Source organism: Geodermatophilus marinus (assembly GCF_003428645.1).
Classification (GTDB): Bacteria; Actinomycetota; Actinomycetes; order Mycobacteriales; family Geodermatophilaceae; genus Geodermatophilus.
In genome coordinates, this window is sequence record NZ_QVQH01000026.1 from 46,369 (window position 1) to 68,382 (window position 22,014).

Sequence of the window (22,014 nt, forward strand, 5' to 3'; positions counted from 1 at the left end):
CCGGTCAAACGGGGACGGCGGCGCGTTCCCCCTCAGCGCAGCTCGACCAGGCCCCCGAGGCCGCTGATGAGGAGCACGTGGCGGGTGACCCCGCCCTCCGGGGCGTGCACGACCAGCCGCCAGCCCTCGCCCGACGCGATCCGGGCCATGGCGAGGACGACGCGCACCGCCGCGCTGCTGAAGAGGGTGACCCCGGCCAGCTCCAGCTCGACCTCACCGGTCCCCCCGTGGCTGGCCTCCAGCAGCCGGATCCGCAGCTGCTCGGCGCTGACCACGTCGACCTCGCCGGCGACCCGCACCACCGGGCGGGCGCCGGAGCGGTCGACGGCGACCGCGGCCGCGGCCGGACCGCCGTGGCGCTCCTCGGGCTGCTCGGGCCCGTGCCGCAGCCGCATGTTCAGCGTGACCGTGGTGCCGTGCTCACCCTGCAGGACCACCCCGTCGACGAGCTGCCGCATGATGAGCAGCCCCCGCCCGCGGTCCCCCGGGTCCCGGTCCGGAGGCTTCCACCGGCCCTCGTCCCGGACCGTCACGGTGAGCAGCCCGTCGACGTCGACGGCCGCGGTGACCAGCATCCGGCCGGGCTCGGTCCCGCGGTAGGCGTGCTCGACGGCGTTGGCGCAGGCCTCCCCGACGGCGACCATGACCCCGACCCGGTCCTGCTCCCCCATGCCCAGCCCGGTCAGCCACGCGCTCAGGTGCCGCCGCACCCGCGGCAGCGAGGCGGGGACGGCGGTCAGCTCCAGCGCGAGCGGCCGGAGCCGGTCGGCCGGCCGGTGGGCCACGAGGACGGCGACGTCGTCGGGCTGCTCGGAGGTCAGGAGCTCCCCGGCCACGGCGGCGGCCAGCCCCGCCGGCCCGTCCCCCTGCAGCGCGCCGGGCCGGCCGACCACCTCGCGCGCCGCCTCGGCCAGCCGGGCCATGCTGTCGGCCGGGTGCTGGCCCGCGGTGGCCAGCGCGCCGTCGGAGTAGAGCACCAGCGTCGCCCCGGGCTCGAGCACGGCGGTGGAGACGACCGTGGGGACACCGGGCACGCTGCCCAGCGGGGGGCGGGCCACCAGCGGCAGCGGCGCGCTGCGGCCGTCAGGGTGCACGACCAGGGGCGTCGGGTGACCGGCGGCGGCGTACACCAGCCGCCCGGTGCCGGCCTCCAGCAGCCCGTAGAAGACCGAGGCCCCCTCGACGTCCTCCATCTGCGCGGCGAAGGCGTCGAGGGCGCCGATCACCGCCGCGGGGGTCGGGTCGCGCAGCGCCGCCGAGCGCATGGCGCCCCGGAGCCGGCTCATCGCGCCCACGGCCGGGACGCCGGAGCCGACCGCGTCGCCCACGACCACCCCGACCCGCCCGGAACCGAGCGGGACGGCGTCGTACCAGTCGCCGCCGGCCGCGCGCACCGACGAGGCGCGGTGGTAGCTGCCGGAGAGCCGGATGTCGGGCAGCAGCGGGAGGGAGGGCGGCAGCAGGGACAGCTGGACCTGGTCGACGAGGTCCGGCGGCGCCCCGCCGGGGTCGTCGTCCTCGAGCAGCACGAGGACGCCCGGGGAGCCGGCCACCCGGACCGGCTGGAGGACCGCCGTCCCGGTGCCGCCGTCGACCGCCCCGGCCACGGTCTCGGGGTGGCCGGTCCGCAGCACGGCCTGGGCCAACTCGGCCACGGGGCGGCCGTCGACGGCGGGCAGCACCTCGCCGATGGGCCCGCGCTCGCGGGCCCGGGCGTTGGCCCACACCGGCTCGAGGCCGGGGCCGCTCAGGACGAAGACGGCAGCGGGCGCGGACTCGAGCGCCGCGGCCAACGCGTGGGCGCCCTCGTCCGCGTCGGGACGGGGCCCGGGCGGCCCGTCGTCGTGGCTGGCGTTCATCTGCGAACAGGGAACAACAGGCCCTCGGGCCCGGCAACCGGGCGGTTCTGCCCGTTTGGCCGCCCGTCGCGCCGGGTAGGACTCGCCGCCGGTGCGCCGCGAGCGGCGCCGACGCCACCGGCCGCCAGCGGCGGTGGGGCAGGATGGGACGGGAGCACGCGACGGACGACCGGCGCGGCGACGAGGACGAGCACGAGGAGCGGACGACGGATGGTGGACTCGAGGGGTGCCCTCGCGCACGACGGGCGGCGCGCCGAACGGCTGGAGCTCCGGGTGCCCACCACCGCGTCCCAGCTGCCCGCGGTGCGGGCCATGGCCGGCGACCTCGCCATCCGCATGGACTACGACCTCGACGCGGTGGAGGACCTCCGGCTGGCCGTCGACGAGGCCTGCGCCACCCTGGCCGCGCTGGTCGACGGTGAGGCGCGGCTGACCGTCGTCTTCGAGGCCAGCCGCTCCGGGCTGCACATCGAGGCCTGGGTGCCGACCGCCGAGGGCACCGATGTGCCGCGGGACGGCTTCGGCTGGACGGTGCTGGAGACGCTGGTGGACGGCGTCGACGCCGGCCGCGCCACCCAGGCCACGGTCCCGGCGGGTGACGGCAGCGACAGCCCCGTCGCGCTCATCGCCCTGGACAAGTACCTGCCTGGCCAGCACCCCGACCGCGCGGCCGGCAACCCCGGCCACGACGTCACGGTCGTGCGGTGACCCGGGCGACCGCCCGGGACCACCGCTCCGTGGAGGAGGACACCCTGCGCGACGACCAGTCCCCGACCGACCCGCGGGGGATGCAGGCAGCGGTGCCGGCCGAGGACGGACCGGTCGTCCCCGACCCCCGGTCCGAGCCGGCCGCGGCCGGGGAACCCCGCGCCGACGAGCCCGGTGCCGGGGAACCCCGTGCCGGGGAACCCCGTGCCGACGAGCCCGGTGCGGAGGGTGCCGGCGCCGACCCGGCACCGGTCTCCGACAACCGCCGCCGCGCCGAGCGGACCGCGCCGCTGTTCGCCGAGCTGGCCACGCTGGACAAGGACGACCCGCGCCGCGAGCGGGTGCGCGAGCAGCTGGTCGAGGAGCACCTGCCGCTGGTGCGGCACTTCGCGCGGCGCTTCAGCAACCGCGGCGAGCCCTTCGACGACCTCCTCCAGGTGGGCACCCTCGGCCTCATCGCCGCCATCGACCGGTTCGACCCGACCCGCGGGGTGGAGTTCCTCTCCTTCGCCGTCCCGACCATCACCGGGGAGATCAAGCGGCACTTCCGCGACCAGGGCTGGTCGGTGCGGGTCCCCCGCCGGCTGCAGGAGCTGCACCTGTCGCTCAACGCGGCGGTCGGCGAGCTGGCGCAGAAGAACGGTCGCGCCCCCACGCCGTCCGAGCTGGCCGAGCACCTCGGCATCCCGCGCGAGGACGTGCTCGAGGGCCTGGCCGTCGCCAACGCCTACCGCAGCAGCTCGCTCGACGAGCGGCTCTCCGGCGAGGACGACTCCCCCACGCTGGCGGCCACGCTCGGCGAGGAGGACGCCGCGCTGGAGGGCGTGGAGTACCGGGAGTCGCTGCAGCCGCTGCTGGCCACCATCCCCGCCCGCGAGCGGCGCATCCTCATCCTGCGGTTCTTCGGGAACATGACCCAGTCGCAGATCGCCGCGGACATCGGCATCTCGCAGATGCACGTGTCCCGGCTGCTCTCGCAGACCCTGGCCAAGCTGCGCGAGGGCCTGCTCAGGGACTGAGGAAGGACCCCGTCCTCCCCACCCTTCGCAGGCTCAGGGCGGTACCCGGGACGGGGCCGCGGCCAGGAGCCGCCCCCGGCCCGCGCGGAACCCTGCGGTCACGCCCTCCTCGGGGGGCCCTGCGGGCCCCCGCTCGTCGAGCCCTCGTCGAGCCGTAGCGGCGGGGTCAGGTCTCCCGGGCGTCTCGCGGCGGGCCCTCGCTGGGGGCGTCGGGGGCGGCGAACCGCTCCCGGACGACGGGGTCCGCGGCCGGCCCGCTCTCCCGGACGTCCTCGGTGACCTCCGACAGGGACGGCGGCGTCGGGACGGCGGGCGCGGTGTCGGCGATGCTCGACAGCTCGATGCGGGCCTCGGGCTGGTCGGCCGCACGGGGCAGCGAGGACTCGAACCAGCCGCTGGTGTCCATGTCCGCGGTGGGGCGCGCGGAACCGTTCGTCGAGGGGTCGACGTCCATCCACGAGCTGCCGTCGCCGTCGGCCCCGCCGAGCTTGGCGAGGCCCTCGAGGGCCTTGCTGAACTCGCTCGGCACGATCCACATCTTGTTGGCGTCGCCCTGGGCGATCTGCGGCAGGGTCTGCAGGTACTGGTAGGCCAGCAGCCCCTGGTCGGGCTTGCCGTCGTGGATGGCCTGGAACACCGTCTCGATCGACTTCGCCTGGCCCTGGGCCTGCAGGAACAGCGCCGCCCGCTCGCCCTCGGCCCGCAGGATGCGGCTCTGCCGGTCGGCCTCGGCCTCCAGGATCGCGGACTGCTTGCGCCCCTCGGCCGACAGGATGGCCGAGGCCTTCTCGCCCTCGGCGGTGGTGATCGCCGACTGCCGGGCGCCCTCCGCCTGCAGGATCATGGCCCGCTTGTCACGGTCGGCCCGCATCTGCTTCTCCATCGAGTCCTGGATGGAGTGCGGCGGGTCGATGGCCTTGATCTCCACACGGGCCACGCGCAGGCCCCACGGCCCGGTGGTCCCGTCGAGCACCTCGCGCAGCTGGCTGTTGATGCCGTCGCGGCCGGTGAGCGCCCCCTCGAGGTTCAGACCTCCCACGACGTTGCGCAGCGTCGTGGTGGTGAGCTGCTCCATGCCGGTGATGTAGTTGGCGATGCCGTAGGTGGCCAGCCGCGGGTCGGTGACCTGGAAGTAGACGACGGTGTCGATGCCGACCTGCAGGTTGTCGGCGGTGATCACCGGCTGCGGCGGGAAGGACACCACCTGCTCGCGCAGGTCGATCGTGGCCCGCACCCGGTCGATGAACGGCACGAGGATGGACAACCCGGGTGACAGCGTGCGGCTGTACCGGCCCAGCCGCTCGACCACCTTGGCCTGCGCCTGCGGCACGATCGTCACGCTCTTGGCGACGATCACGACCAGGAGAAGCGCCACCACGATGAGGGCGATGAGTGCGGGCTCCACGGGGTTCCCTTCGTCGGAGGAGTCGGGCCGGCGGGCGGTGCCGGCGGGTCAGCGGAGCTCGAGCGCGTCGCCGACGACCGCGGTCGCGCCGTCGACCTGGAGGATGCGCACGGTCGCCCCGACCGGGTAGTGCTCGCCGCCGAACTGGGTGCGCGCGCTCCACTCGTCGGCCCCGAGGCGGATCCGCCCGCCGTGGCTGTCGACGGCGCGGGTCACCTGCGCGGTGCGGCCGACCAGCGCGGCGACGCCGTCGAGCTGCTCGGGGGTGCCCTCGGCCAGGTGCCGCTTGGCCACCGGCCGGACCAGGACCAACAGCAGCGCCGACACCACGATGAACCCGACCAGCTGCAGGACGACCGGACCGCCCAGCAGGGCGACGGCCAACCCCCCCGCGGCGCCCCCGGCGAACATCAGCAGGACGAAGTCCCCGCTCGCCATCTCCCCCGCGGCGAACAGGCCGGAGGCGATCAGCCACAGCAGCCAGGCGTCCACGTCCCCACTCTCCCACCCCCGGGGGCCCTCATGATCGATCCCACCACGGCCGTCCCCACACCGGGGGGCACGGCGCCCGCCGGGCGCGCCGCGGGGCCCGTCTAGCCTCGACCGGGTGCGCGACTTCCCCGCCGGCCGGTTCGCGGCCTGGGCGACCGCCTGGCTCGCCGGCCGCACCTCCTACGACCAGGCGCTCGACGCCGTCTCCGCCGACGCCGCGCACCGGGTGACCGGCCTGCCCGGCAGCACCGGTGCGGTGCCCCTGGGCGCGGCCCTGACCGCCCTGCGCGGGCTCGGCGAGCAGCGGTTCCGGCTCGTGCTGCCCGTGCCCGGGGACGTCCGCGGGCTGCCGCGGGTCCCCGGCCTGACCGAGCCGGCCCTGGCGGCCGGCCAGGCGGCGGTCGGCACGCGCCTGGCCGTCGTCCCGGAGACCGCCGGGCCCGAGGTGCTGCAGTGGACGGTGCTGCCCCTGGACGGCGCGCACCCCGCGCCGCCACCGGTCGAGGGGACGCTGCGGGCGGCGTCCGGCGCGCTCGACCTGGCGGTCGGGGACGCGACGCGCGCGCTCGCGTCCCTGGACCTGGCCCGGTGGCACCCCGAGGTGCCGGCGCTGCTGGCCGGAATGGCGGACGCCGGTCGCGCGCCGTCCCTGCCCCCGGACGGCGATCCGCTGGCGCTCGCGCTGCTGACCCGCGCCCAGCGGCTGGCCGCCGTCCTGGACCTCGCGCTGGCCGACGCCCCCGGGGCCGCGGTCACCCACCGGCAGGTCTCGGCCCGGGACGAGGCGCTGCGCCCCCTGGCCGACGCCGTCCGCGAGGCGGTGACCGCCGCCTACAACGCCGTGCCGCGGTGACGGCCTCCAGCCTGTCGGGACGGGAGGAGCGGGGCCCGCAGGGTCCCCGACGAACGGCCGGTACGGCTCGGCTCAGGCCGGGGACGGCTCCTGGCCGCGGTGTCGCCCGGTGGGGCGACCGACGAAGCAGCAGGCGGCGGGGCAGTTCGTGCCCAGCCGGGGCGGGCCGCCGGCCCGGCGCTCCCGCAGCAGCCCGACCAGCGCGCGGACGAAGGCCGGGTGGGTACCGGCGGTCGCCGCGCGGGCCAGGGTCAGGCCCAGCTCCTCGGCGGTCTCGCGGGCCTCGTTGTCGAGGTCCCAGAGCACCTCCAGGTGGTCGCTGACGAACCCGACCGGGAAGAGCAGCACCGCCTTCTCGCCGTTCTCGGCCAGCGCCCGCAGGTGGTCGTTGACGTCCGGCTCGAGCCACGGGACCGACGGCGGGCCGCTGCGGCTCTGCCACACCAGGTCGAACTCCCGGCCCGGCGCGACGGCGTCCACCACCGCCCGGCCGGCCGCCAGCAGCTCGGTCTCGTAGGCGTGGCCCTCCGGCCCGGCGACGGCGGCCATCGCGGTCGGGATGCTGTGCGCGGTGGCGACCAGCCGGGCGGTGTCCCGCACGTCCGCCGGCAGGGAGGCCAGGGCCGCGGCGAGCGCGTCGGCGTTGGCGCGCACGAAGCCGTCCGCGTCGAAGTAGTGCGGCAGCTTCTCGGCGGTCGGCCCGCCCCCGGTGACCGCGCGGGCCCGGGCGACGTCCTCGTGGTACTGCCGGCACCCCGAGTACGAGGCGTACGCCGACGTGGCCAGCACGTACACGTGCTCGACGCCGTCGTCGGCCATGCGCCGCCAGACGTCCTCGACATAGGGGTCCCAGTTCCGGTTGCCCCAGTAGACCGGCAGGTCGATCCCCGCGGCGGCGAGGTCGGCCTCGAGCGCGGCCAGGAGGGCCTCGTTCTGCTCGTTGATCGGGCTGACGCCGCCGAAGTGGTGGTAGTGCTCGGCCACGTCGAGCAGCCGCTCGCGCGGGACGCCGCGGCCGGCGGTGACGTTCTCCAGGAACGGCATGACGTCGTCGTGGCCCTCGGGCCCGCCGAAGGAGAGCAGCAGCAGCGCGTCCCTCCGGCCGGGGGGTGCCGGCTCGGACGGCGGCGGGGCGCCGCCGTTGTTGCGGACCGCGAGCGAGGGCTCCTCGTCGGGCCGCTGGCCGGGGTGGAGATCGACACCGGTCGCCTTGGGCACGTCTGTCCTTCTGCGGTGGTTCGCGGGTGGATGCGGTCGGGGGTGGTGGCGCCTCACACACCCACGGCGTGGAAGCCCCCGTCCACGTGCACGATCTCGCCGGTGGTGGCGGGGAACCAGTCCGAGAGCAGCGCGACCACGGCCCTGCCGGCGGGCTCGGTGTCGGTGACCGACCAGCCCAGCGGCGCCCGGCCCTGCCAGGCGTCCTCGAACTGCTTGCTGCCCGGGATCGACTTCATCGCCATGCTGCGCAGCGGCCCGGCGGCGACGATGTTGGACCGCACGCCGTCGGGGCCGAGCTCGCGGGCCACGTAGCGGCTGACCGACTCCAGCGCCGCCTTGGCCGCGCCCATCCAGCCGTAGACCGGCCAGGCGACGGAGGCGTCGAAGGTGAGCCCGACGACCGAGGCCGGGTTCGCCAGGAGGGGGCGGCAGGCCTGCACGAGGGAGGCGTAGGACCAGGACGAGACCTGGAAGGCCGTCGCCGCGTGCTCCCAGGCGACCTCGGGGAAGCCCTCCCCCATCGCCTCCTGCGGGGCGAAGCCGATCGAGTGGACGACGCCGTCGAGGCTGTCGAAGCCCTGCTCGCGCAGCCGGTCGGCCAGGGTCGAGAGGTGCTCGTCGCTCGTGACGTCCAGCTCGACGACGGCGGCCTCCTGCGGCAGCCGCTGGGCGATGCGCTGGCACAGCGACAGCGCCCGGCCGAAGTTGGACAGGACGACGGTGGCGCCCTGCTCCTGCGCGATGCGCGCGGTCGCGTACGCGATCGACGCCTCCGTGAGGACGCCGGTGACCAGGATCTTCCTGCCCTCGAGGATGCCCATCTGCGTCAGTGCCCCATCCCTAGTCCGCCGTCGACCGGGACGACCGCCCCGGTGATGTAGCCGGCCGCGTCGCTCGCGAGGAAGCGGACGACGTCGGCGATCTCCTCCGCCGAGGCGTACCTGCCCAGCGGGACCTGCCCGAGGATCTCCTGCTGCCGCTGCTCCGGCAGCGCGGCGGTCATGTCGGTCTCCACGAAGCCGGGCGCGACCACGTTGGCGGTGATGCCGCGGCTGCCCAGCTCGCGGGCGATGGAGCGGGCCAGGCCGACCAGCCCGGCCTTGCTGGCGGCGTAGTTGGTCTGCCCGGCCGAGCCGAGCAGACCCACGACGGAGGAGACGAAGACGATCCGCCCGGACCGCGCGCGGACCATCCTGGCCGCGGCCCGCTTGCTCACCCGGTAGGCCGCGGTGAGGTTGGCGTCGAGGACGTCGGTGAAGTCCTCCTCCTTCATCCGCATGAGCAGCCCGTCGCGGGTGATGCCGGCGTTGCTGACGAGCACCTGGACCGGCCCCTGCCGCTCCTCGACCTCGCGGAAGGCGCGGTCGACGGCCGCGGCGTCGGTGACGTCGCACTGCACGCCGAACAGCCCCTCGGGGGCGCCGCTGCCGCGGTGGGTCACCGCCACCGCGTCGCCCTGCTCGGCGAACGCCCGGGCGATGGCCAGCCCGATCCCCCGGTTGCCGCCGGTCACCAGCACCGATCTGCCGCCGCTCGAACCCACCGCGCCACTCCCTCGCCGACCGTCGTGTGGTCGCTGACGAACCTAGCCGCTGGTGTCGGATCACACCGGTCGCGGGCAGGCAGGCCATGATGGCCGCCGGGGCGGCGGCACCGGCCGCCGCGGAGCGGAGGACGCGTGGCCGAGATCGCCGAGGCCTTCTACCTGCCGGCCGGCGAGGGCCGGTTCCGCCCGACCCGGGCGACCGAGAGCCCGTGGGACACCACCTCCCAGCACGGCGGTCCCCCGTCCGCGCTGCTCGTGCACTGCCTGGCCCGGGCCGCCGCACCGGGCCGGCGGGTGACCCGGGTGACCGTCGACTTCCTCGGCCCGATCCCCCGCCGCGAGCTGGCCGTCGAGGTGTCGCCGCTGCGCCCCGGCCGGCAGATCGCGCTGAGCGAGGCGCGCATGGTGGTGGACGGGCGCGCGGTGGCCACCGCCCGCGTGTGGACCATCGCCACCGGGCCGCGGCCGCCGGTGACCACGCCGTCGCCAACCCCGCCGCCGCTTCCCGAGGGCACCTCCGCCGCCGTGCTGCCGGACCTCACCGACTGGGGCTACGGGCAGGCGCTCGAGTGGCGCTACACTGCCGGCTCGCCGCACGAGCCCGGCCCCGCCGACGTGTGGACCCGCGTCCGCGTCCCACTGGTGGCCGGCGAGGAGCTCACCCCGCTGGCGCGCGTGCTGGTCGCCGCCGACGCGGCCAACGGCGTCTCCGCCGAGCTGCCCATCGACTCCTGGCTGTCCATCCCGCCGGGGATGACGACGACCCTCCTGCGCGAGCCGGTCGGCGAGTGGGTGCACCTGTCCTGCCGCACGGAGCTCGCCGAGGACGGCATCGGGCTGTGCACCGGGACGCTGGCCGACCCGCGGGGCACGGTGGGCTCCGTCGTCCAGCCCCTCCTCGTCCGCGCCCGCTGACGCGGGGCGGCACACTGGAGCCGTGCCCGCACCCTCCCCGCGCGGCGTCGTCCGCCTGCTCAACACCTCCGGCGGTGGCGTGCTCTGCCTGGCCGGCGAGGTGGACGCGGCCGCCGTCGACGACTTCGTCGGCCGGTACGGCCGCGAGCCCGCCCGGGTCGCGGCCATCGACACCGGGTCGGTCACCGCGCTGTCGGCCCCGGCGCTGGACCTCCTGCTCGACCACCTCGACGCCGCCGAGCGGGCCGGCCGGCCCGCGGCGGTGCGCCGCTCCCCGGTCGTCGAGCGGCTGCTGGGCTCTCCCGGCCCGTCCTCCGCGGGGTAGGCCGGGCGCCCGGTACGGCGCCGTCGGTCAGGGCGCGGGCCGCGGGCGGGCGGTCCGCAGCAGGGCCGGCGCGACCGGGTCGCCGGCCGCCGTCGCCAGCACGCTGTCGACGTAGTCCCGGGCCGCGGCCACCGGGCCGACGTCCCGGCCCGCGGCCTCGGACAGCCGCCACCCGTGCTCGAGCATCTCGTGGAACACCTCCGCGTCGTCCAGCCCGCTGCGCAGCGAGGGGGGCACCTCGGCCAGGGCCGGCTCGTAGACCTCGGCCCGCCAGCGGAGCGCGGCCACGGCGTCGGGCACGTGGCACTGCTCCTCCCGCTCCAGCCGGCTGCGGTGGCAGGCGATGTCGGCGAGCAGCCGGCGGGCCTGGTTCTCCTGGACGTCGAGGCCGGTGGCGGTGAACAGCTGCCGCCGGTTGTCACCGGGCTCGGCCACCCGGGTGGTCAGCCGCAGCCGGCTGACGCCGGCCGGGTCCTCGACGACCTCCACCTCCCCGACCTCGAACCCCAGCTCCTGCAGCCGGCGGATCCTGGCCCCGATGCGCAGGCGCTGCTGGTCACGGGGCAGCACCTCCTCGCCGGTGAGCTCGGCCCACAGCTGCTCGTAGCGGGCGACGAGGTCGGCGGCGGCCAGGGCGGGGTCGACGTCCGCGGCGAGGGCACCCCGTGCCCGGAGGTCGGTGAGCTCCTCGGTCACCCGCCCGTAGGCGACCTCCAGGTCGTGGTCGCGCTGCTCCTGGGAGAGCCGCTCGTGCACCTCCCCGGTCTCGGCGTCGACGAGGTAGGCGGCCAAGGTGCCGGCGTCCGAGCGGAACAGGGTGTTCGCCAGCGAGCAGTCCCCCCACACCACCCCCGCCAGGTGGAGCCGGACCAGCAGCTCCACCTGCGCGTCCATGACCCGGCGGGTCAGGTGCACCCCGCGCGGGTCGGCGAACAGGGCGAGGAAGGACATCGAGTGCTCGAGGAAGCGGCTGACCAGGACCGCCTCCCGGTCCGCCGGCCGGTCGACCACCACGCCGAGCACGCCCACCGCCGGCACCCCCAGCTCGCGCAGCCGCCGCAGCACCCGGTACTCGCGCCGCGCCCGGGGTTCCGGCAGCTCCTTGAGCGCGAACAGGCCGTCGCCGGCCGCCACGAACCGCACGACGTGACGGGTGCGCCCGGTCTGCGGGATCTCGATGACCCGCTCGTCCTGCCACCGCTCGAGCGGGTCGGCCCAGGGCAGGGTCAGCAGATCGGTCGCCGCCTCCGCGGGCGGGGTGAACAGGAAGCGCATCCCGTACCTCCGGTCCTCGGACCAACCGGCCGGTGTGCCGTCACCGGCCCCGGCGGCCTCCTTACCCCCGCACCGGCCGCACCCACCCCGCGTCCCGGTGCCGACCGGCCGGCGACCCGCGAGGATCGGCCGGTGTTCGAGGGGTTCGTGGAGGAGCACCGCGAGGTGGCTCCCGGCGTGGTGCTCCGGGTCCGGCACGGCGGCACCGGGCCGGCGGTGGTCCTCCTCCACGGGCACCCGCGGACGCACACCACCTGGCACCGCGTGGCCCCCCTGCTCGCCGCGGCGGGCGCCACCGTCGTCTGCCCCGACCTGCGCGGCTACGGCCGGTCGTCCAAGCCCCCGACCGGTCGACGTCCCGGCGCACCGTGCGCGGTGAGACGTCCAGCGAGGTCACCCGGTACCGGAAGGGGCCGGCCGACGGCGCCACGGTGCGCACGGCCCTCGGCCCGGCCGGCCACGCGCCGCTGTACGGCATGCTGACCGACCGCCTCGGCGTCACCTGGGTGCTGGCCGTGCTCCCGCCGTGCAACGGCTGACCCGGCCGCCGGCTCCACCTCCCGCGGCGCGGGTCAACCCGGCCGCGGTGAGGTGGAGCCGGGCCACGGCACGGCTCGACCTCCGGCCGCCCGGGTCGACCCGGGTCTCGGTCCGCCGAGATCGACGGTGCCGGAGGAAACACCGGCACCGGTCGCGGTGTTCTCCTGTCGCGATCGACACAGAGGGAGGCGATGTTGACCACCGAGACCGCGATCCTCGCCGGTGGCTGCTTCTGGGGCGCGCAGGAGCTGCTGCGCAAGCGCCCCGGGGTGATCTCGACCCGGGTCGGCTATTCCGGGGGCGACACCCCCAACGCTACGTACCGGAACCACGGTGACCACGCGGAGGCGGTCGAGGTCGTCTTCGACCCCGACGTGATCTCGTTCCGGCAGCTGCTGGAGTTCTTCTTCCAGATCCACGATCCGTCGACGAAGGACCGGCAGGGCAACGACGTGGGCCGGAGCTACCGCTCGGCGATCTTCTACACGAGCGACGAGCAGCAGCGCGTCGCGCTCGACACGATCGCCGACGTCGACGCCTCGGGCCTGTGGGCCGGCAAGGTCGTCACCGAGGTGACGCCCGCCGGGCCCTTCTGGGAGGCGGAGGAGGAGCACCAGGACTACCTGCAGAAGTACCCGTTCGGCTACACCTGCCACTACGTGCGGCCGGACTGGGTGCTCCCACGCCGCCCGGCGCAGACCGCCTGACGGAGGAGGTCACGGGTCACCGGCCCCGCGGGGCCGGTGACCCGCGCTCGGTCCAGGCGCTCGCGCCGTCGTACGCGGCCCGACGGCCGAGGTCGATCAGCCCGTGGGGGACGGTGACCGGCACGGTCGGCGTCACCGTGCGGGGGATCAGGCCGTCGCGCGCCAGGGAGCGCAGCGTCCGGGTGAGCATCCTCTAGCTGCCCCGCGCCAGTGGGCAGGACAGCTCCAAGGGGCACATGACGTACGTCTGGCCGTACGGCCTCGCCCGCACCCGGCTGCGGGCGGGAGCGGGGACAGCCGGACCCTAGGCTCCCGGCATGAGCACGTCCCCCTGGTGGCAGCGCGGCGCGATCTACCAGGTGTACCCGCGGTCCTTCGCCGACGGGAACGGGGATGGCATCGGAGACCTCCAGGGCCTGCGGACCCACCTCGACCACCTCTCGGCCCTGCACGTCGCGGCGGTGTGGCTCTCCCCGGTCTTCCGCTCCCCGATGGCGGATTTCGGCTACGACGTGGCCGACTTCTGCGACGTCGACCCGCACTTCGGCACGCTCGACGAGCTCGACCGGCTGATCGCCGACTGCCACGATCGCGGCATCCGGGTGGTGCTGGACTGGGTCCCCAACCACAGCTCCGACCAGCACCCGTGGTTCCTCGCCTCCCGATCGTCCCGGGACGACCCGAAGCGCGACTGGTACGTCTGGCGGGACGGCGCCCCGGACGGAGGGCCACCCAACGACTGGCGGTCCGAGTTCGGCGCCGTCGGCCCGGCCTGGACCTTCGACGACCGCACCGACCAGTGGTACCTGAACTCGTACACCCCGCAGCAGCCCGACCTGAACTGGGACAACCCGGAGGTCGAGGCGGCGATGCACGACGTGGTCCGGTTCTGGCTGGACCGCGGTGTCGACGGGTTGCGGATCGACGCACTGCAACGGCTGGGCAAGGACCCGCTGCTGCGCAGCAACGCCGGCTCCGACATCCGGCACGACCAGGACTGGGAGCCGGTCGCGCACGCCCGGCTGCGCGGCATCCGCCGGGTGGTGGACGAGTACCCGGACCGGATGATCGTCGGCGAGGTGTACCTGCTGGACCTGCACCGTGTCGTCGACTACCTCGCCGGCGGCGACCAGCTGCACATGGCGCACAACTTCGTCTTCCTGCACCTGCCCTGGGACGCCGCCGCCTTCCGCTCGGTCATCGGCGACTTCGAGTCCCTGGCCGAGCCGGACGCGTGGCCGGCGTGGTTCCTCGGCAACCACGACCACTCCCGCATCGCCACCCGGTACGACGACGACGGCGGCTCCGGGCCGGCCCGGGCCCGGGCCGTCGCGCTCGTGCTCACCGCGCTGCGCGGCACGCCGTTCCTCTTCCAGGGCGACGAGCTCGGCCTGCCCGATGCCGAGATCCCACCGGAGCGGGTCGTCGACGTCGACGGCCGCGATCCCGAGCGGGCTCCCCTCCCCTGGCGCCCGCCCTCCGTCGCCGGCCCCGGTGCCGGCTTCACGACGGGCACCCCGTGGCTGCCGCTGGTCCGCGAGGCCGAAGCGCTCTGCGTCGAGACCCAGGCTCGCGACCCGCGCTCGACGCTCTCCCTGAGCCGCCGACTCGGACAGCTGCGGGCCGACTCCGCCACCCTGCAGGTCGGCGACCAGCACCTGCTCGATGCCGGCCCGGACGTGCTGGCCTGGCTGCGCACCCACGGCACGGAACGCCTGCTCGCCGCGGTCAACTTCGCCACCGAGCCCCGGCGGCTGCGGGCCGGGGCCTTGCCGGACGGCCGCTACGACGTCGTCCTCTCCACGGACGCCGGCTCGCCCGGCGACGCGCCGCGCGGACCCGGCGGGACGCTGCCGGAACTCGTGCTGCGGCCGACCGAAGCCGTGCTGCTGCGACTGATCGACCCGGCTCCCGGCAGTTGAGCGCGGGGGCGATCAGCACGCCCCGCACGCTGCCGCTGCGCGCTGCGCTCGCGGGGCTCGGCCATCCTCGGGGTCAGCTCGACCGCGTGGCGCTCGCGGTCCGGGCATCACCTAGCGTCGGGTGCATGCGAGCCGTGCAGATCACCCGCTTCGGCGGGCCCGAGGTCCTCGAGGTCGTCGACGTCCCGGAGCCGGAGCCCGGCCCCGGCCAGCAGCTCTACGACGTCTCCTCGGCCGGGGTGAACTACGCCGACACCCACCAGACCGAGGACAGCTACCTGGCGCCGCAGCAGCTGCCGCTGGTGCCCGGCGCGGAGTTCGTCGGCACCCCGGCCGGCGGCGGCGAGCGCGTCGTGGGCCTGGTCGAGGGCGGCGGCTACGCCCAGAAGGTGGCCGCGAACGCGCGGCTGACCTGGCCGGTGCCCGACGGGGTCACCGACGAGCAGGCCCTCGCCGTCGTCCTGCAGGGGTCGACCGCCTGGCACCTGCTGCGCACCAGCGCCCACCTGGCCCCCGGCGAGTCGGTGGTCGTGATCGCCGGCGCCGGCGGGGTGGGGTCGCTGGCCGTCCAGCTGGCCGCGCGGTGGGGCGCCGGGCGGGTCATCGCCACCGCCTCCAGCCCGGAGAAGCGGGCGCTGGCCGAGGAGCTCGGCGCCGACGCCACCGTCGACCCCGCCCTGGCCGAGGACGACCCGAAGGCCTTCACCGCGGCCCTGCGCGAGGCCAACGGGGGCGCGCGGGTCGACGTGGTGCTGGAGATGACCGGCGGCAACGTCTTCGACGGCTCGCTGTCGGCGCTGGCGCCCTTCGGCCGGCTGGTCGCCTACGGGATGGCCGGCCGCCGGCCGCCCAGGCCGGTGCAGGCGCCGTCCCTCATGGGCACCAGCCGCGCGGTGATCGGGTTCTGGCTCGCGCACTGCTTCAGCCGCCCGGCGATGCTCGACGAGGCCATGGGCGACCTGCTGCCGCTGGTGGCCGAGGGGGCGCTGCGCCCGGTCGCCGGCGGGCGCTACCCGCTGTCAGCCGTCCGGGAGGCCCACCAGGACCTGCTGGCCCGGCGCACCACCGGCAAGCTCGCGCTCGACCCCGCTCGGTGACCGTCCGGGGTGCCGCCCGCCCGGGCGGGCGGCACCCCGCCCCGGACGGGTGAGAAGGGGCTGACCTGCGGTAGCGGACTCCCTACGGTCGGAGACGGCCGCAGCTGAGGGGGCCGACGCCGCCCACCCTCCCTGCGGGTGTCTGTCGGCCGCGGCCTCGGCCGCACCCAGGGAGAGACCTCGTGACCACACCCGTCCGCCGGCGTGCCCGGCGACCCGCCGGGGCGGCGCTGCTCGTCGCCGCCGGCACCCTCCTGTCGGGCTGCACGCTGCCCGACGTCAGCATGAGCCCCGACCTCCGGGGCGACACCGCGGCGACCACGACCGCACCGGAGCGCCCGGCCGCCGCGGCGGCGGTCGCCGTGGCCGACCCCGCCCCCACCCGCCCCGCCGGCGAGCTCGACACCGGCGCCACCACGCACACCGTGCCGGCCGGTGACCGCACGCTGGTGGTCGACTGGTGGACCGCGGAGCCGGCGGTCGAGTGGCGGGCCGCCGGCACCAAGGGCCTGCAGCTCTCGGCGCACCTCGAGGGTGGGGACGACGACCTCGAGGTGCTGGTCACCCGGTTCGCCGCCACCGCCGACGACGGCAGCACGCGCACCGTCGTCGCCGAGGACCGCGGCGAGTTCGCCCTCCAGCCGCCCTACAGCTACGGCACCGCGCTCGTCCTCACGCCGTCGGCGGCCGACGCCGACCGGGTGACCCTCTCGGTCCAGTTCGACCTGCTCGTCGAGACCGAGCCCGGCTCCGAGCGCTACTTCCGCCAGACCGTCCTCGACAGCATCGTGCTGCCCTTCCTCCAGGAGGAGACCCCGTGAGCCAGGTCGTCCTGCACGGCATGCGTCGGGCGACCGACCGCGTCCAGCTGCTCGCCCGGGGGAGCGGCCAGGTCCCCGACATCAGCTCGCTCGTCCCGGCCGAGTTCGGTGGTCCGGCCACCGACGAGGCACGCCGGCACGCCACCATCAGCTGCATCATCCCGGCGTACAACGAGGAGTCGACGATCGCCGACGTCCTCTCCTCGCTGCTGAGCCAGACCCGGCTGCCCGACGCCATCCACGTCATCATCAACAACACCGACGACGACACCCCGGAGATCGCCCGGCGCTTCGAGGGCGAGCACCAGCGGGTGGTCAAGGGCGAGCTGTTCACCACCGTCGTGCACGTCCACGACATCGGCGAGAACCCTGACAAGAAGGTCGGCGCGCTCAACTTCGGCTACTACGTCAGCCGCGGCTACGACTACGTCCTCGGCGTCGACGGCGACACCACGCTCGACCGGCGCTGCGTCGAGTGGCTGGAGAAGGAGATGGTCACCGACCCGCGCATCGGCGGGCTGTCGGCCATCTACACCTTCGACAAGTCCCGGGTGCACGGCGCCATGGCGAGGTTCCTCGTCGCCGGGCAGCGGGCCCAGTTCGCCGGGTTCAACATGGACAACCTGGTCCGCGGCCGGAACATGGCCGTGCTCGGCGGGCAGTGCAGCATCTTCAGCGTCCGCGCGCTGGAGACGGTGATGTACCGCAACCACCAGTCCGCGCCGTGGGTGCGCGACTCGGAGGTGGAGGACTCCAAGCTCTCGCTGCAGATCAAGGACGCCGGGTTCAGCACGAAGATCAGCGCCCGGGCGCGGGCCTTCGTCGGCCCGATGGAGACGCTGCGGGCGCTGCACGGCCAGCAGGTGAAGTGGAACTTCGGCGGCATCGACCTGCTGTGGCCCGGTCAGCGCGGCGACACCAAGGGCCAGCCGCTGCACCCGAACCTGCGGCTGCGCTGGTACGAGAACGTCTCGATGTTCTTCAACATCACCACCCGCATGGCCTTCCTGCTCCTGCTGGCCGCCGCACTGTCCATCGACGCCTTCGTGTTCAACCCGGTCTGGCTCATCCCGCCGGTGGTGGCCACGCTGCTCAACCTGCGCATCGCCGCCTCCATGCACGACAAGAGCGCGTCGGACATCTTCTACGCGCTGCTGGTCGCCCCGGCCGAGCTGTACATGTGGATCCGGATGGGGCACTTCGTCACCGCGTGGGTGCAGTTCTTCGCGCGGGTGGAGAAGGACAACTGGGCGGCGCAGGCGGCGGCCGAGCGCGGCCGCGGGTCGGCCTACGTGATGCCGGCGGTGTGCGCGGTGGCGACGTTCGTCGTCCTCATCGTCGCCTGGAGCCAGCAGAGCGTCGGCATCCAGTCGGCCATCCTGTCCATCGGCTGGCCGGTGCTCTACCTCATCACGGTGCTGCAGACGCTGTTCATGGTGAAGAAGCTGGTCCGCCGCCAGCGCGGCTTCACCGTGTAAGGACCCCTCTGCCCCCACGCCTCGCAAGCTCGGCGCGGGACCCTGCAGAGGGGCCCAGCCAGAGGGGCCGCTTCACAGCAGGCGGTTGGTCCAGACCAGGCTGAGCAGGACGCCGAGGAGGGCGAGCAGGACCCCGCCGCGGACGAACCAGTAGCTGACGTCGCGGGGCTCGACGGTGTAGCCGATCTGGCTGCCGAGGTCCTCGTAGACCGCCTCGAGCTCCGCGGCGCTGGCCGCCTCGCTGTAGCTGCCGCCGGTCTCGTCCGCGATCCGCTCGAGGGTGTCCCGGTCGACCGGGACGGGCACCCGCTCACCGTCGATGTCCAGCGTGCCGTAGTCGGTGCCGAAGGCGATCGTCGAGACCGGGACCCCCGCGTCGGCGGCGGCGGTGATGGCCTGGGTGTCGTCGCGCCCCACGGTGTTGTAGCCGTCGGACAGCAGCACGACGCGGGCCGGCGGCACCTCCTCGTCGCCGGCGTTGAGCGTCGCCTGGTAGTTGGCGATCGCGGTCAGCGAGGTGAACACCGCCTCGCCGATCGCGGTGGACTCGGCCAGCTCCAGGTTGTCGATGGCGCTGCGCACCTGGCCGCGGTCGGTCGTCGGGGTCACCACGGTGGTGGCGGTGCCGGCGAAGGAGACCAGGCCGAGGTTGATACGGGCCGGGAGCACGTCGACGAACTCCTTCGCCGCGGTCTGCATCGCCTCGAACCGGCTGGGCTCGACGTCGGTGGCCTGCATGGACAGCGACACGTCGACGGCCATGATCACCGTGGCCCGCTCGCGGGGCACCCGGACCTCGGTGCTCGGCACCGCCAGGGAGACGACCAGCGCCGCCAGCGCGAGGGCGACCAGCCCGAACGCCAGGTGCCGGCGCCACCCCGGGCGCCGGGGCACGAGCGAGCTCAGCAGGTCGACGTTGGTGAAGCGTGCCGCGTAGGCACGCCGGCGCAGCTGCAGGACCACGTAGAACGCGACCAGCGCGGCCACGACCACGAGGCCGAGCAGCCACAGCGGGGCCTGGAAGGTCATCGGGAGGCACCTCCACTGCCGGCGCGCCGGCGGTCGGCGACGAACCGGACGACGTCCATGAGCCAGTCCCGGTCGGTGCGCAGCTGCAGGTGCCCGGCGCCGGCCCGGCGCAGCGCCGCGGCGATGGCCTCCCGCTGGGCCGCGGCCCCGGCGGCGAAGCGGGCCCGGAACTCCGCGTCGCCGGTGGGCACCTCGAGGGTCCGGCCGCTCTCGGGGTCGACGACGGTGAGCAGCCCGACGTCGGGCAGCTCCAGCTCGCGCGGGTCGACCACCTCGATCGCCAGCAGCTCGTGCCGGGCGCCGAGCCCGCGCAGCGGCCGCTCCCAGTCGCTGTCACCGAGGAAGTCGGAGACGACGACCACCAGCCCCCGCCGCCGGGGCGGGCGGCGCAGGCTCTCGACGGCCGCGGCGAGGTCCCCGCGCCGGCCCCGCTCGGCGCGGGGCGTGCCGACGACGGCGCGCAGCAGCCGGTCGGCGGCCAGCCGTCCGGCCGCGGCCGGGTAGCGGTCCACCCGCTCCCCGGTGGTGACCACCGCGCCCAGCCGGTTGCCCCCGCGGACGGTGAGGTGGCTGACCGCGGCCAGCCCGGCTATGGCGAGGTCGCGCTTCTGGCACAGCGCGGTGCCGAAGTCCAGGCTGGCGGAGAGGTCCACGACCACCCAGGTCTCCAGCTCGCGGTCGGCGATGGTCTCCCGGACGTGGGGGACCTGCGTCCGGGCGGTCACCGGCCAGTCCATCCGCCGCACGTCGTCGCCGGGGTGGTAGGTGCGCGAGTCGCCCGCCTCCGTGCCCGACCCCGGCACCAGCCCGAGGTGGTCGCCCTGCAGCAGGCCGTCGAGCCGCCGGCGGACGGTGAGCTCGAGCCGCTGCAGCAGCACGTCGGCCGGGCCCTCGGCGAACGACGGCGGGGCGCCGTCCCCCTCCCCCGGGTCGATGCCCGAGCCCGGCGTGGGAGCCGGGCGGCCGGCGTGCCCGGGTGCGGCGCCGGAGGCACGGCGGCGGATCACGCGGGCGCGGACCCGCGGTCGTAGCCGTTGGCGCCGGGCTGGGAGGGCCCGCTCGCGGCGGTGGCGCCACCGGGCTGCGGGCCGGGGCCGGGCTGGGGACCCCCGAACTGCGGCCCGCCGGGGTACGGGCCGCCCTGCGGCGGGCCGTAGGAGGGGCCGGACGGGCCGGGCGGGCCGAACGTCGGCTGCGCGCCGCCGTAGGGCGGCACCGCCGGGCCGCCCGGGACCGCCGGGCCGCCGCCCGCGGCCCGCTGGCGGGGCGCCACCTGCGGCAGCGGCACGGTCTGGAGGATGCGCTTGACCACGTGGTCGGCCGGCACGCCGTCGGCCAGTGCGTCGTAGGAGAGCACCAGCCGGTGGCGCAGCACGTCGGTGGTCACGTCCAGGACGTCCTGCGGCAGCACGTAGTCGCGGCCGCGCACCAGGGCCAGCGCCCGGCTGGCCGCGATGAGCCCCAGCGAGGCGCGCGGGCTGGCGCCGTAGGACACCCAGGCGGCGACGTCCTCCATGCCGTGCTCGCGGGGGGCTCGGGTGGCCACCACGAGCCGGACGACGTAGTCGACGAGGGCGTGGTGGACGAACACCTGGGACGCCGTCCGCTGCATGCGGAGCAGGTCCTCCGGGTCCAGCACGGTCTCGGGCACCGGCGGGGTCGACCCCATCCGGTAGATGATCTCCCGCTCCTCCTCGGGGCTCGGGTAGTCGACGAGCACCTTCATGAGGAACCGGTCGCGCTGCGCCTCGGGCAGCGGGTAGACGCCCTCGGACTCGATCGGGTTCTGCGTGGCGAGCACGAGGAACGGGTCGGGCAGGCGGTGGGTCACCCCGCCGATGGAGACCTGCCGCTCGGCCATGACCTCGAGCAGCGCCGACTGCACCTTGGCCGGGGCGCGGTTGATCTCGTCGGTGAGGACGAAGTTGGCGAACACCGGGCCCAGCTCGGTGTCGAAGGCGTCCTGCCCGGCCTTGTAGATGCGGGTGCCGATGATGTCGGCGGGGACGAGGTCGGGGGTGAACTGCAGCCGGGTGAAGCGGCCGCCCACGACCCGCGCCAGGGTCTCCACCGCCAGGGTCTTGGCGACGCCCGGGACGCCCTCGAGGAGCACGTGCCCGCGGGCCAGCAGCGAGACCAGCATCCGCTCCACCAGCCGGTCCTGGCCCACGATGACGCGCTTGATCTCGAAGAGCACCCGCTCCAGGCGCGCCGCGTCGGCCGACGGCGGCACGGGCTGGCCGGCCGGGGACCCGGCCTTCTCGAGGGGGGTGCTGGCAGCGCTGCTCACGGGGCTCCCTGGTCGGTGGGGCCGCGGCCCCCGCGGGGAGCCGGCGACGGGGCGCCTCGGCGTCCCCCGGCCAGTGTCCTACACGTTCCTGGGCGGCAGCCGGGAGCGCACGCCGGGCCGCGCGGTGCACGGAAGGCCACCCCCGCCAGCACGGACGGTCAGGGCGCGCGCGACGGTTCAGTCCGCATGCCCGGCGTGTGGACAGCGGCCCCCGCTCACAGGTCCGGCTGCTAGCCTCTGCGCTGCGTCGGGCAGCTCCCCCCGTGGCTGCCCGACGCCCCTTCTTCCCGGTCTCAGCTTGTCGTTTAACCCCGTGGGTCCTCGAATGACAGGACCGTGATCCGGGGGCTGGCATGAGGGCGGCCACCGGGTGATCCTTTGGAGTTGCGAGCTGCAAACGATCACCGGTGGCCGTGATGGACAGTGTTCACCCGCAAGGCGGCGTTGGCGAGGTCTCGGCCGCGGAGGCCGCCGATCGACTGCGGGAATTCCGCGCCGGGTTCTACCGATGC

General features: G+C 75.4%; 22 protein-coding genes and 1 pseudogene. 12 read left to right on the forward strand and 11 right to left on the reverse strand.

Features of this window, described 5'->3' with window-relative positions; translation table 11 throughout:
* Positions 1–32 precede the first annotated feature (32 nt).
* On the reverse strand, positions 33–1,859 hold the full coding sequence (locus tag D0Z06_RS20865; RefSeq protein ID WP_117379467.1) for a SpoIIE family protein phosphatase: 1,827 nt from the start codon (positions 1,857–1,859) through the stop codon (positions 33–35).
* Between the two features lie 210 nt (positions 1,860–2,069).
* On the opposite strand from D0Z06_RS20865, the gene D0Z06_RS20870 reads away from it, so the two are divergent.
* Positions 2,070–2,567 (forward strand): ATP-binding protein, encoded by a 498-nt coding sequence (locus tag D0Z06_RS20870; RefSeq protein ID WP_117379468.1) that lies wholly within the window; start codon positions 2,070–2,072, stop codon positions 2,565–2,567.
* A complete protein-coding gene (locus tag D0Z06_RS20875; RefSeq protein ID WP_117379469.1) occupies positions 2,564–3,586 on the forward strand; it encodes an RNA polymerase sigma factor SigF in 1,023 nt (340 codons plus the stop codon). The genes D0Z06_RS20870 and D0Z06_RS20875 overlap by 4 nt, the downstream gene beginning before the upstream one ends.
* A 166-nt stretch (positions 3,587–3,752) precedes the next feature.
* Here the strand turns inward: D0Z06_RS20875 and D0Z06_RS20880 are convergent, their stop codons facing one another.
* Positions 3,753–4,991 (reverse strand): SPFH domain-containing protein, encoded by a 1,239-nt coding sequence (locus D0Z06_RS20880; protein WP_117379470.1) that lies wholly within the window; start codon positions 4,989–4,991, stop codon positions 3,753–3,755.
* A 48-nt stretch (positions 4,992–5,039) separates the two neighbouring features.
* Positions 5,040–5,483, reverse strand: coding sequence for an NfeD family protein (locus D0Z06_RS20885; protein WP_117379471.1), 444 nt, complete (start codon positions 5,481–5,483; stop codon positions 5,040–5,042).
* 115 nt (positions 5,484–5,598) lie between these two features.
* Between D0Z06_RS20885 and D0Z06_RS20890 the strand changes: the two genes are divergently transcribed.
* Complete coding sequence (locus D0Z06_RS20890; protein ID WP_117379472.1) at positions 5,599–6,336, forward strand: hypothetical protein; 738 nt, start codon at positions 5,599–5,601, stop codon at positions 6,334–6,336.
* Positions 6,337–6,408: 72 nt separating this feature from the next.
* Here the strand turns inward: D0Z06_RS20890 and D0Z06_RS20895 are convergent, their stop codons facing one another.
* The 3 genes from D0Z06_RS20895 to fabG are packed head-to-tail and all read right to left on the reverse strand — an operon-like array spanning position 6,409 to position 9,100.
* A complete protein-coding gene (locus tag D0Z06_RS20895) occupies positions 6,409–7,554 on the reverse strand; it encodes a ferrochelatase (protein ID WP_117379473.1) in 1,146 nt (381 codons plus the stop codon).
* A 53-nt stretch (positions 7,555–7,607) separates the two neighbouring features.
* Entirely contained in the window at positions 7,608–8,378 is a 771-nt protein-coding gene (gene fabI / locus D0Z06_RS20900; protein ID WP_117379474.1) for an enoyl-ACP reductase FabI, read from the reverse strand.
* Positions 8,379–8,383: 5 nt separating this feature from the next.
* Positions 8,384–9,100 carry a 3-oxoacyl-[acyl-carrier-protein] reductase gene (fabG, locus tag D0Z06_RS20905; RefSeq protein ID WP_199522455.1) on the reverse strand — a complete coding sequence of 239 codons (717 nt, stop codon included), beginning with the start codon at positions 9,098–9,100 and terminating at the stop codon, positions 8,384–8,386.
* Positions 9,101–9,235: 135 nt separating this feature from the next.
* On the opposite strand from fabG, the gene D0Z06_RS20910 reads away from it, so the two are divergent.
* Positions 9,236–10,018 carry a thioesterase family protein gene (locus D0Z06_RS20910; RefSeq protein WP_117379476.1) on the forward strand — a complete coding sequence of 261 codons (783 nt, stop codon included), beginning with the start codon at positions 9,236–9,238 and terminating at the stop codon, positions 10,016–10,018.
* Between the two features lie 22 nt (positions 10,019–10,040).
* Complete coding sequence (locus tag D0Z06_RS20915) at positions 10,041–10,343, forward strand: hypothetical protein (protein WP_117379477.1); 303 nt, start codon at positions 10,041–10,043, stop codon at positions 10,341–10,343.
* Between the two features lie 27 nt (positions 10,344–10,370).
* Here the strand turns inward: D0Z06_RS20915 and D0Z06_RS20920 are convergent, their stop codons facing one another.
* Positions 10,371–11,618, reverse strand: coding sequence for a DUF4032 domain-containing protein (locus tag D0Z06_RS20920; RefSeq protein WP_117379492.1), 1,248 nt, complete (start codon positions 11,616–11,618; stop codon positions 10,371–10,373).
* Positions 11,619–11,834: 216 nt separating this feature from the next.
* Here D0Z06_RS20920 and D0Z06_RS26790 point away from each other — a divergent pair.
* From D0Z06_RS26790 to msrA, 3 genes and pseudogenes are all read left to right on the forward strand, one after another.
* Positions 11,835–11,954, forward strand: a pseudogene (locus D0Z06_RS26790) (alpha/beta fold hydrolase); the annotation flags it as partial.
* Positions 11,955–11,986: 32 nt separating this feature from the next.
* Positions 11,987–12,157, forward strand: coding sequence for a VOC family protein (locus tag D0Z06_RS20930; RefSeq protein ID WP_199522459.1), 171 nt, complete (start codon positions 11,987–11,989; stop codon positions 12,155–12,157).
* A gap of 192 nt (positions 12,158–12,349) precedes the next feature.
* Complete coding sequence (gene msrA, locus D0Z06_RS20935; RefSeq protein WP_117379478.1) at positions 12,350–12,865, forward strand: peptide-methionine (S)-S-oxide reductase MsrA; 516 nt, start codon at positions 12,350–12,352, stop codon at positions 12,863–12,865.
* A gap of 16 nt (positions 12,866–12,881) precedes the next feature.
* Here msrA and D0Z06_RS20940 read toward each other — a convergent pair whose 3' ends face one another.
* Positions 12,882–13,055, reverse strand: coding sequence for a winged helix-turn-helix transcriptional regulator (locus tag D0Z06_RS20940; protein WP_199522456.1), 174 nt, complete (start codon positions 13,053–13,055; stop codon positions 12,882–12,884).
* Between the two features lie 127 nt (positions 13,056–13,182).
* Here D0Z06_RS20940 and D0Z06_RS20945 point away from each other — a divergent pair, with 127 nt between their 5' ends.
* The 4 genes from D0Z06_RS20945 (at position 13,183) to D0Z06_RS20960 (ending at position 18,183) form a co-directional block, all read left to right on the forward strand.
* Entirely contained in the window at positions 13,183–14,787 is a 1,605-nt protein-coding gene (locus D0Z06_RS20945; RefSeq protein ID WP_117379479.1) for an alpha-amylase family glycosyl hydrolase, read from the forward strand.
* A 125-nt stretch (positions 14,788–14,912) separates the two neighbouring features.
* Positions 14,913–15,884 (forward strand): quinone oxidoreductase family protein, encoded by a 972-nt coding sequence (locus D0Z06_RS20950; protein WP_117379480.1) that lies wholly within the window; start codon positions 14,913–14,915, stop codon positions 15,882–15,884.
* A 182-nt stretch (positions 15,885–16,066) separates the two neighbouring features.
* The gene (locus tag D0Z06_RS20955; protein WP_117379481.1) at positions 16,067–16,705 is read left to right on the forward strand and encodes a hypothetical protein; all 639 of its coding nucleotides are present in this window, start codon (positions 16,067–16,069) and stop codon (positions 16,703–16,705) included.
* The gene (locus D0Z06_RS20960) at positions 16,702–18,183 is read left to right on the forward strand and encodes a glycosyltransferase family 2 protein (RefSeq protein ID WP_117379482.1); all 1,482 of its coding nucleotides are present in this window, start codon (positions 16,702–16,704) and stop codon (positions 18,181–18,183) included. Before D0Z06_RS20955 ends, D0Z06_RS20960 begins: the two co-directional genes overlap by 4 nt.
* A gap of 72 nt (positions 18,184–18,255) precedes the next feature.
* On the opposite strand, the gene D0Z06_RS20965 is transcribed toward D0Z06_RS20960, so the two are convergent.
* Genes D0Z06_RS20965 through D0Z06_RS20975 form a run of 3 tightly spaced genes read right to left on the reverse strand, consistent with a single transcriptional unit; the run spans position 18,256 to position 21,502 of the window.
* A complete protein-coding gene (locus tag D0Z06_RS20965; RefSeq protein WP_117379483.1) occupies positions 18,256–19,212 on the reverse strand; it encodes a VWA domain-containing protein in 957 nt (318 codons plus the stop codon).
* On the reverse strand, positions 19,209–20,219 hold the full coding sequence (locus D0Z06_RS20970; RefSeq protein WP_117379484.1) for a DUF58 domain-containing protein: 1,011 nt from the start codon (positions 20,217–20,219) through the stop codon (positions 19,209–19,211). Before D0Z06_RS20970 ends, D0Z06_RS20965 begins: the two co-directional genes overlap by 4 nt.
* Positions 20,216–21,502, reverse strand: coding sequence for an AAA family ATPase (locus D0Z06_RS20975; RefSeq protein ID WP_233517858.1), 1,287 nt, complete (start codon positions 21,500–21,502; stop codon positions 20,216–20,218). The genes D0Z06_RS20970 and D0Z06_RS20975 overlap by 4 nt, the downstream gene beginning before the upstream one ends.
* Positions 21,503–22,014 lie beyond the last annotated feature (512 nt).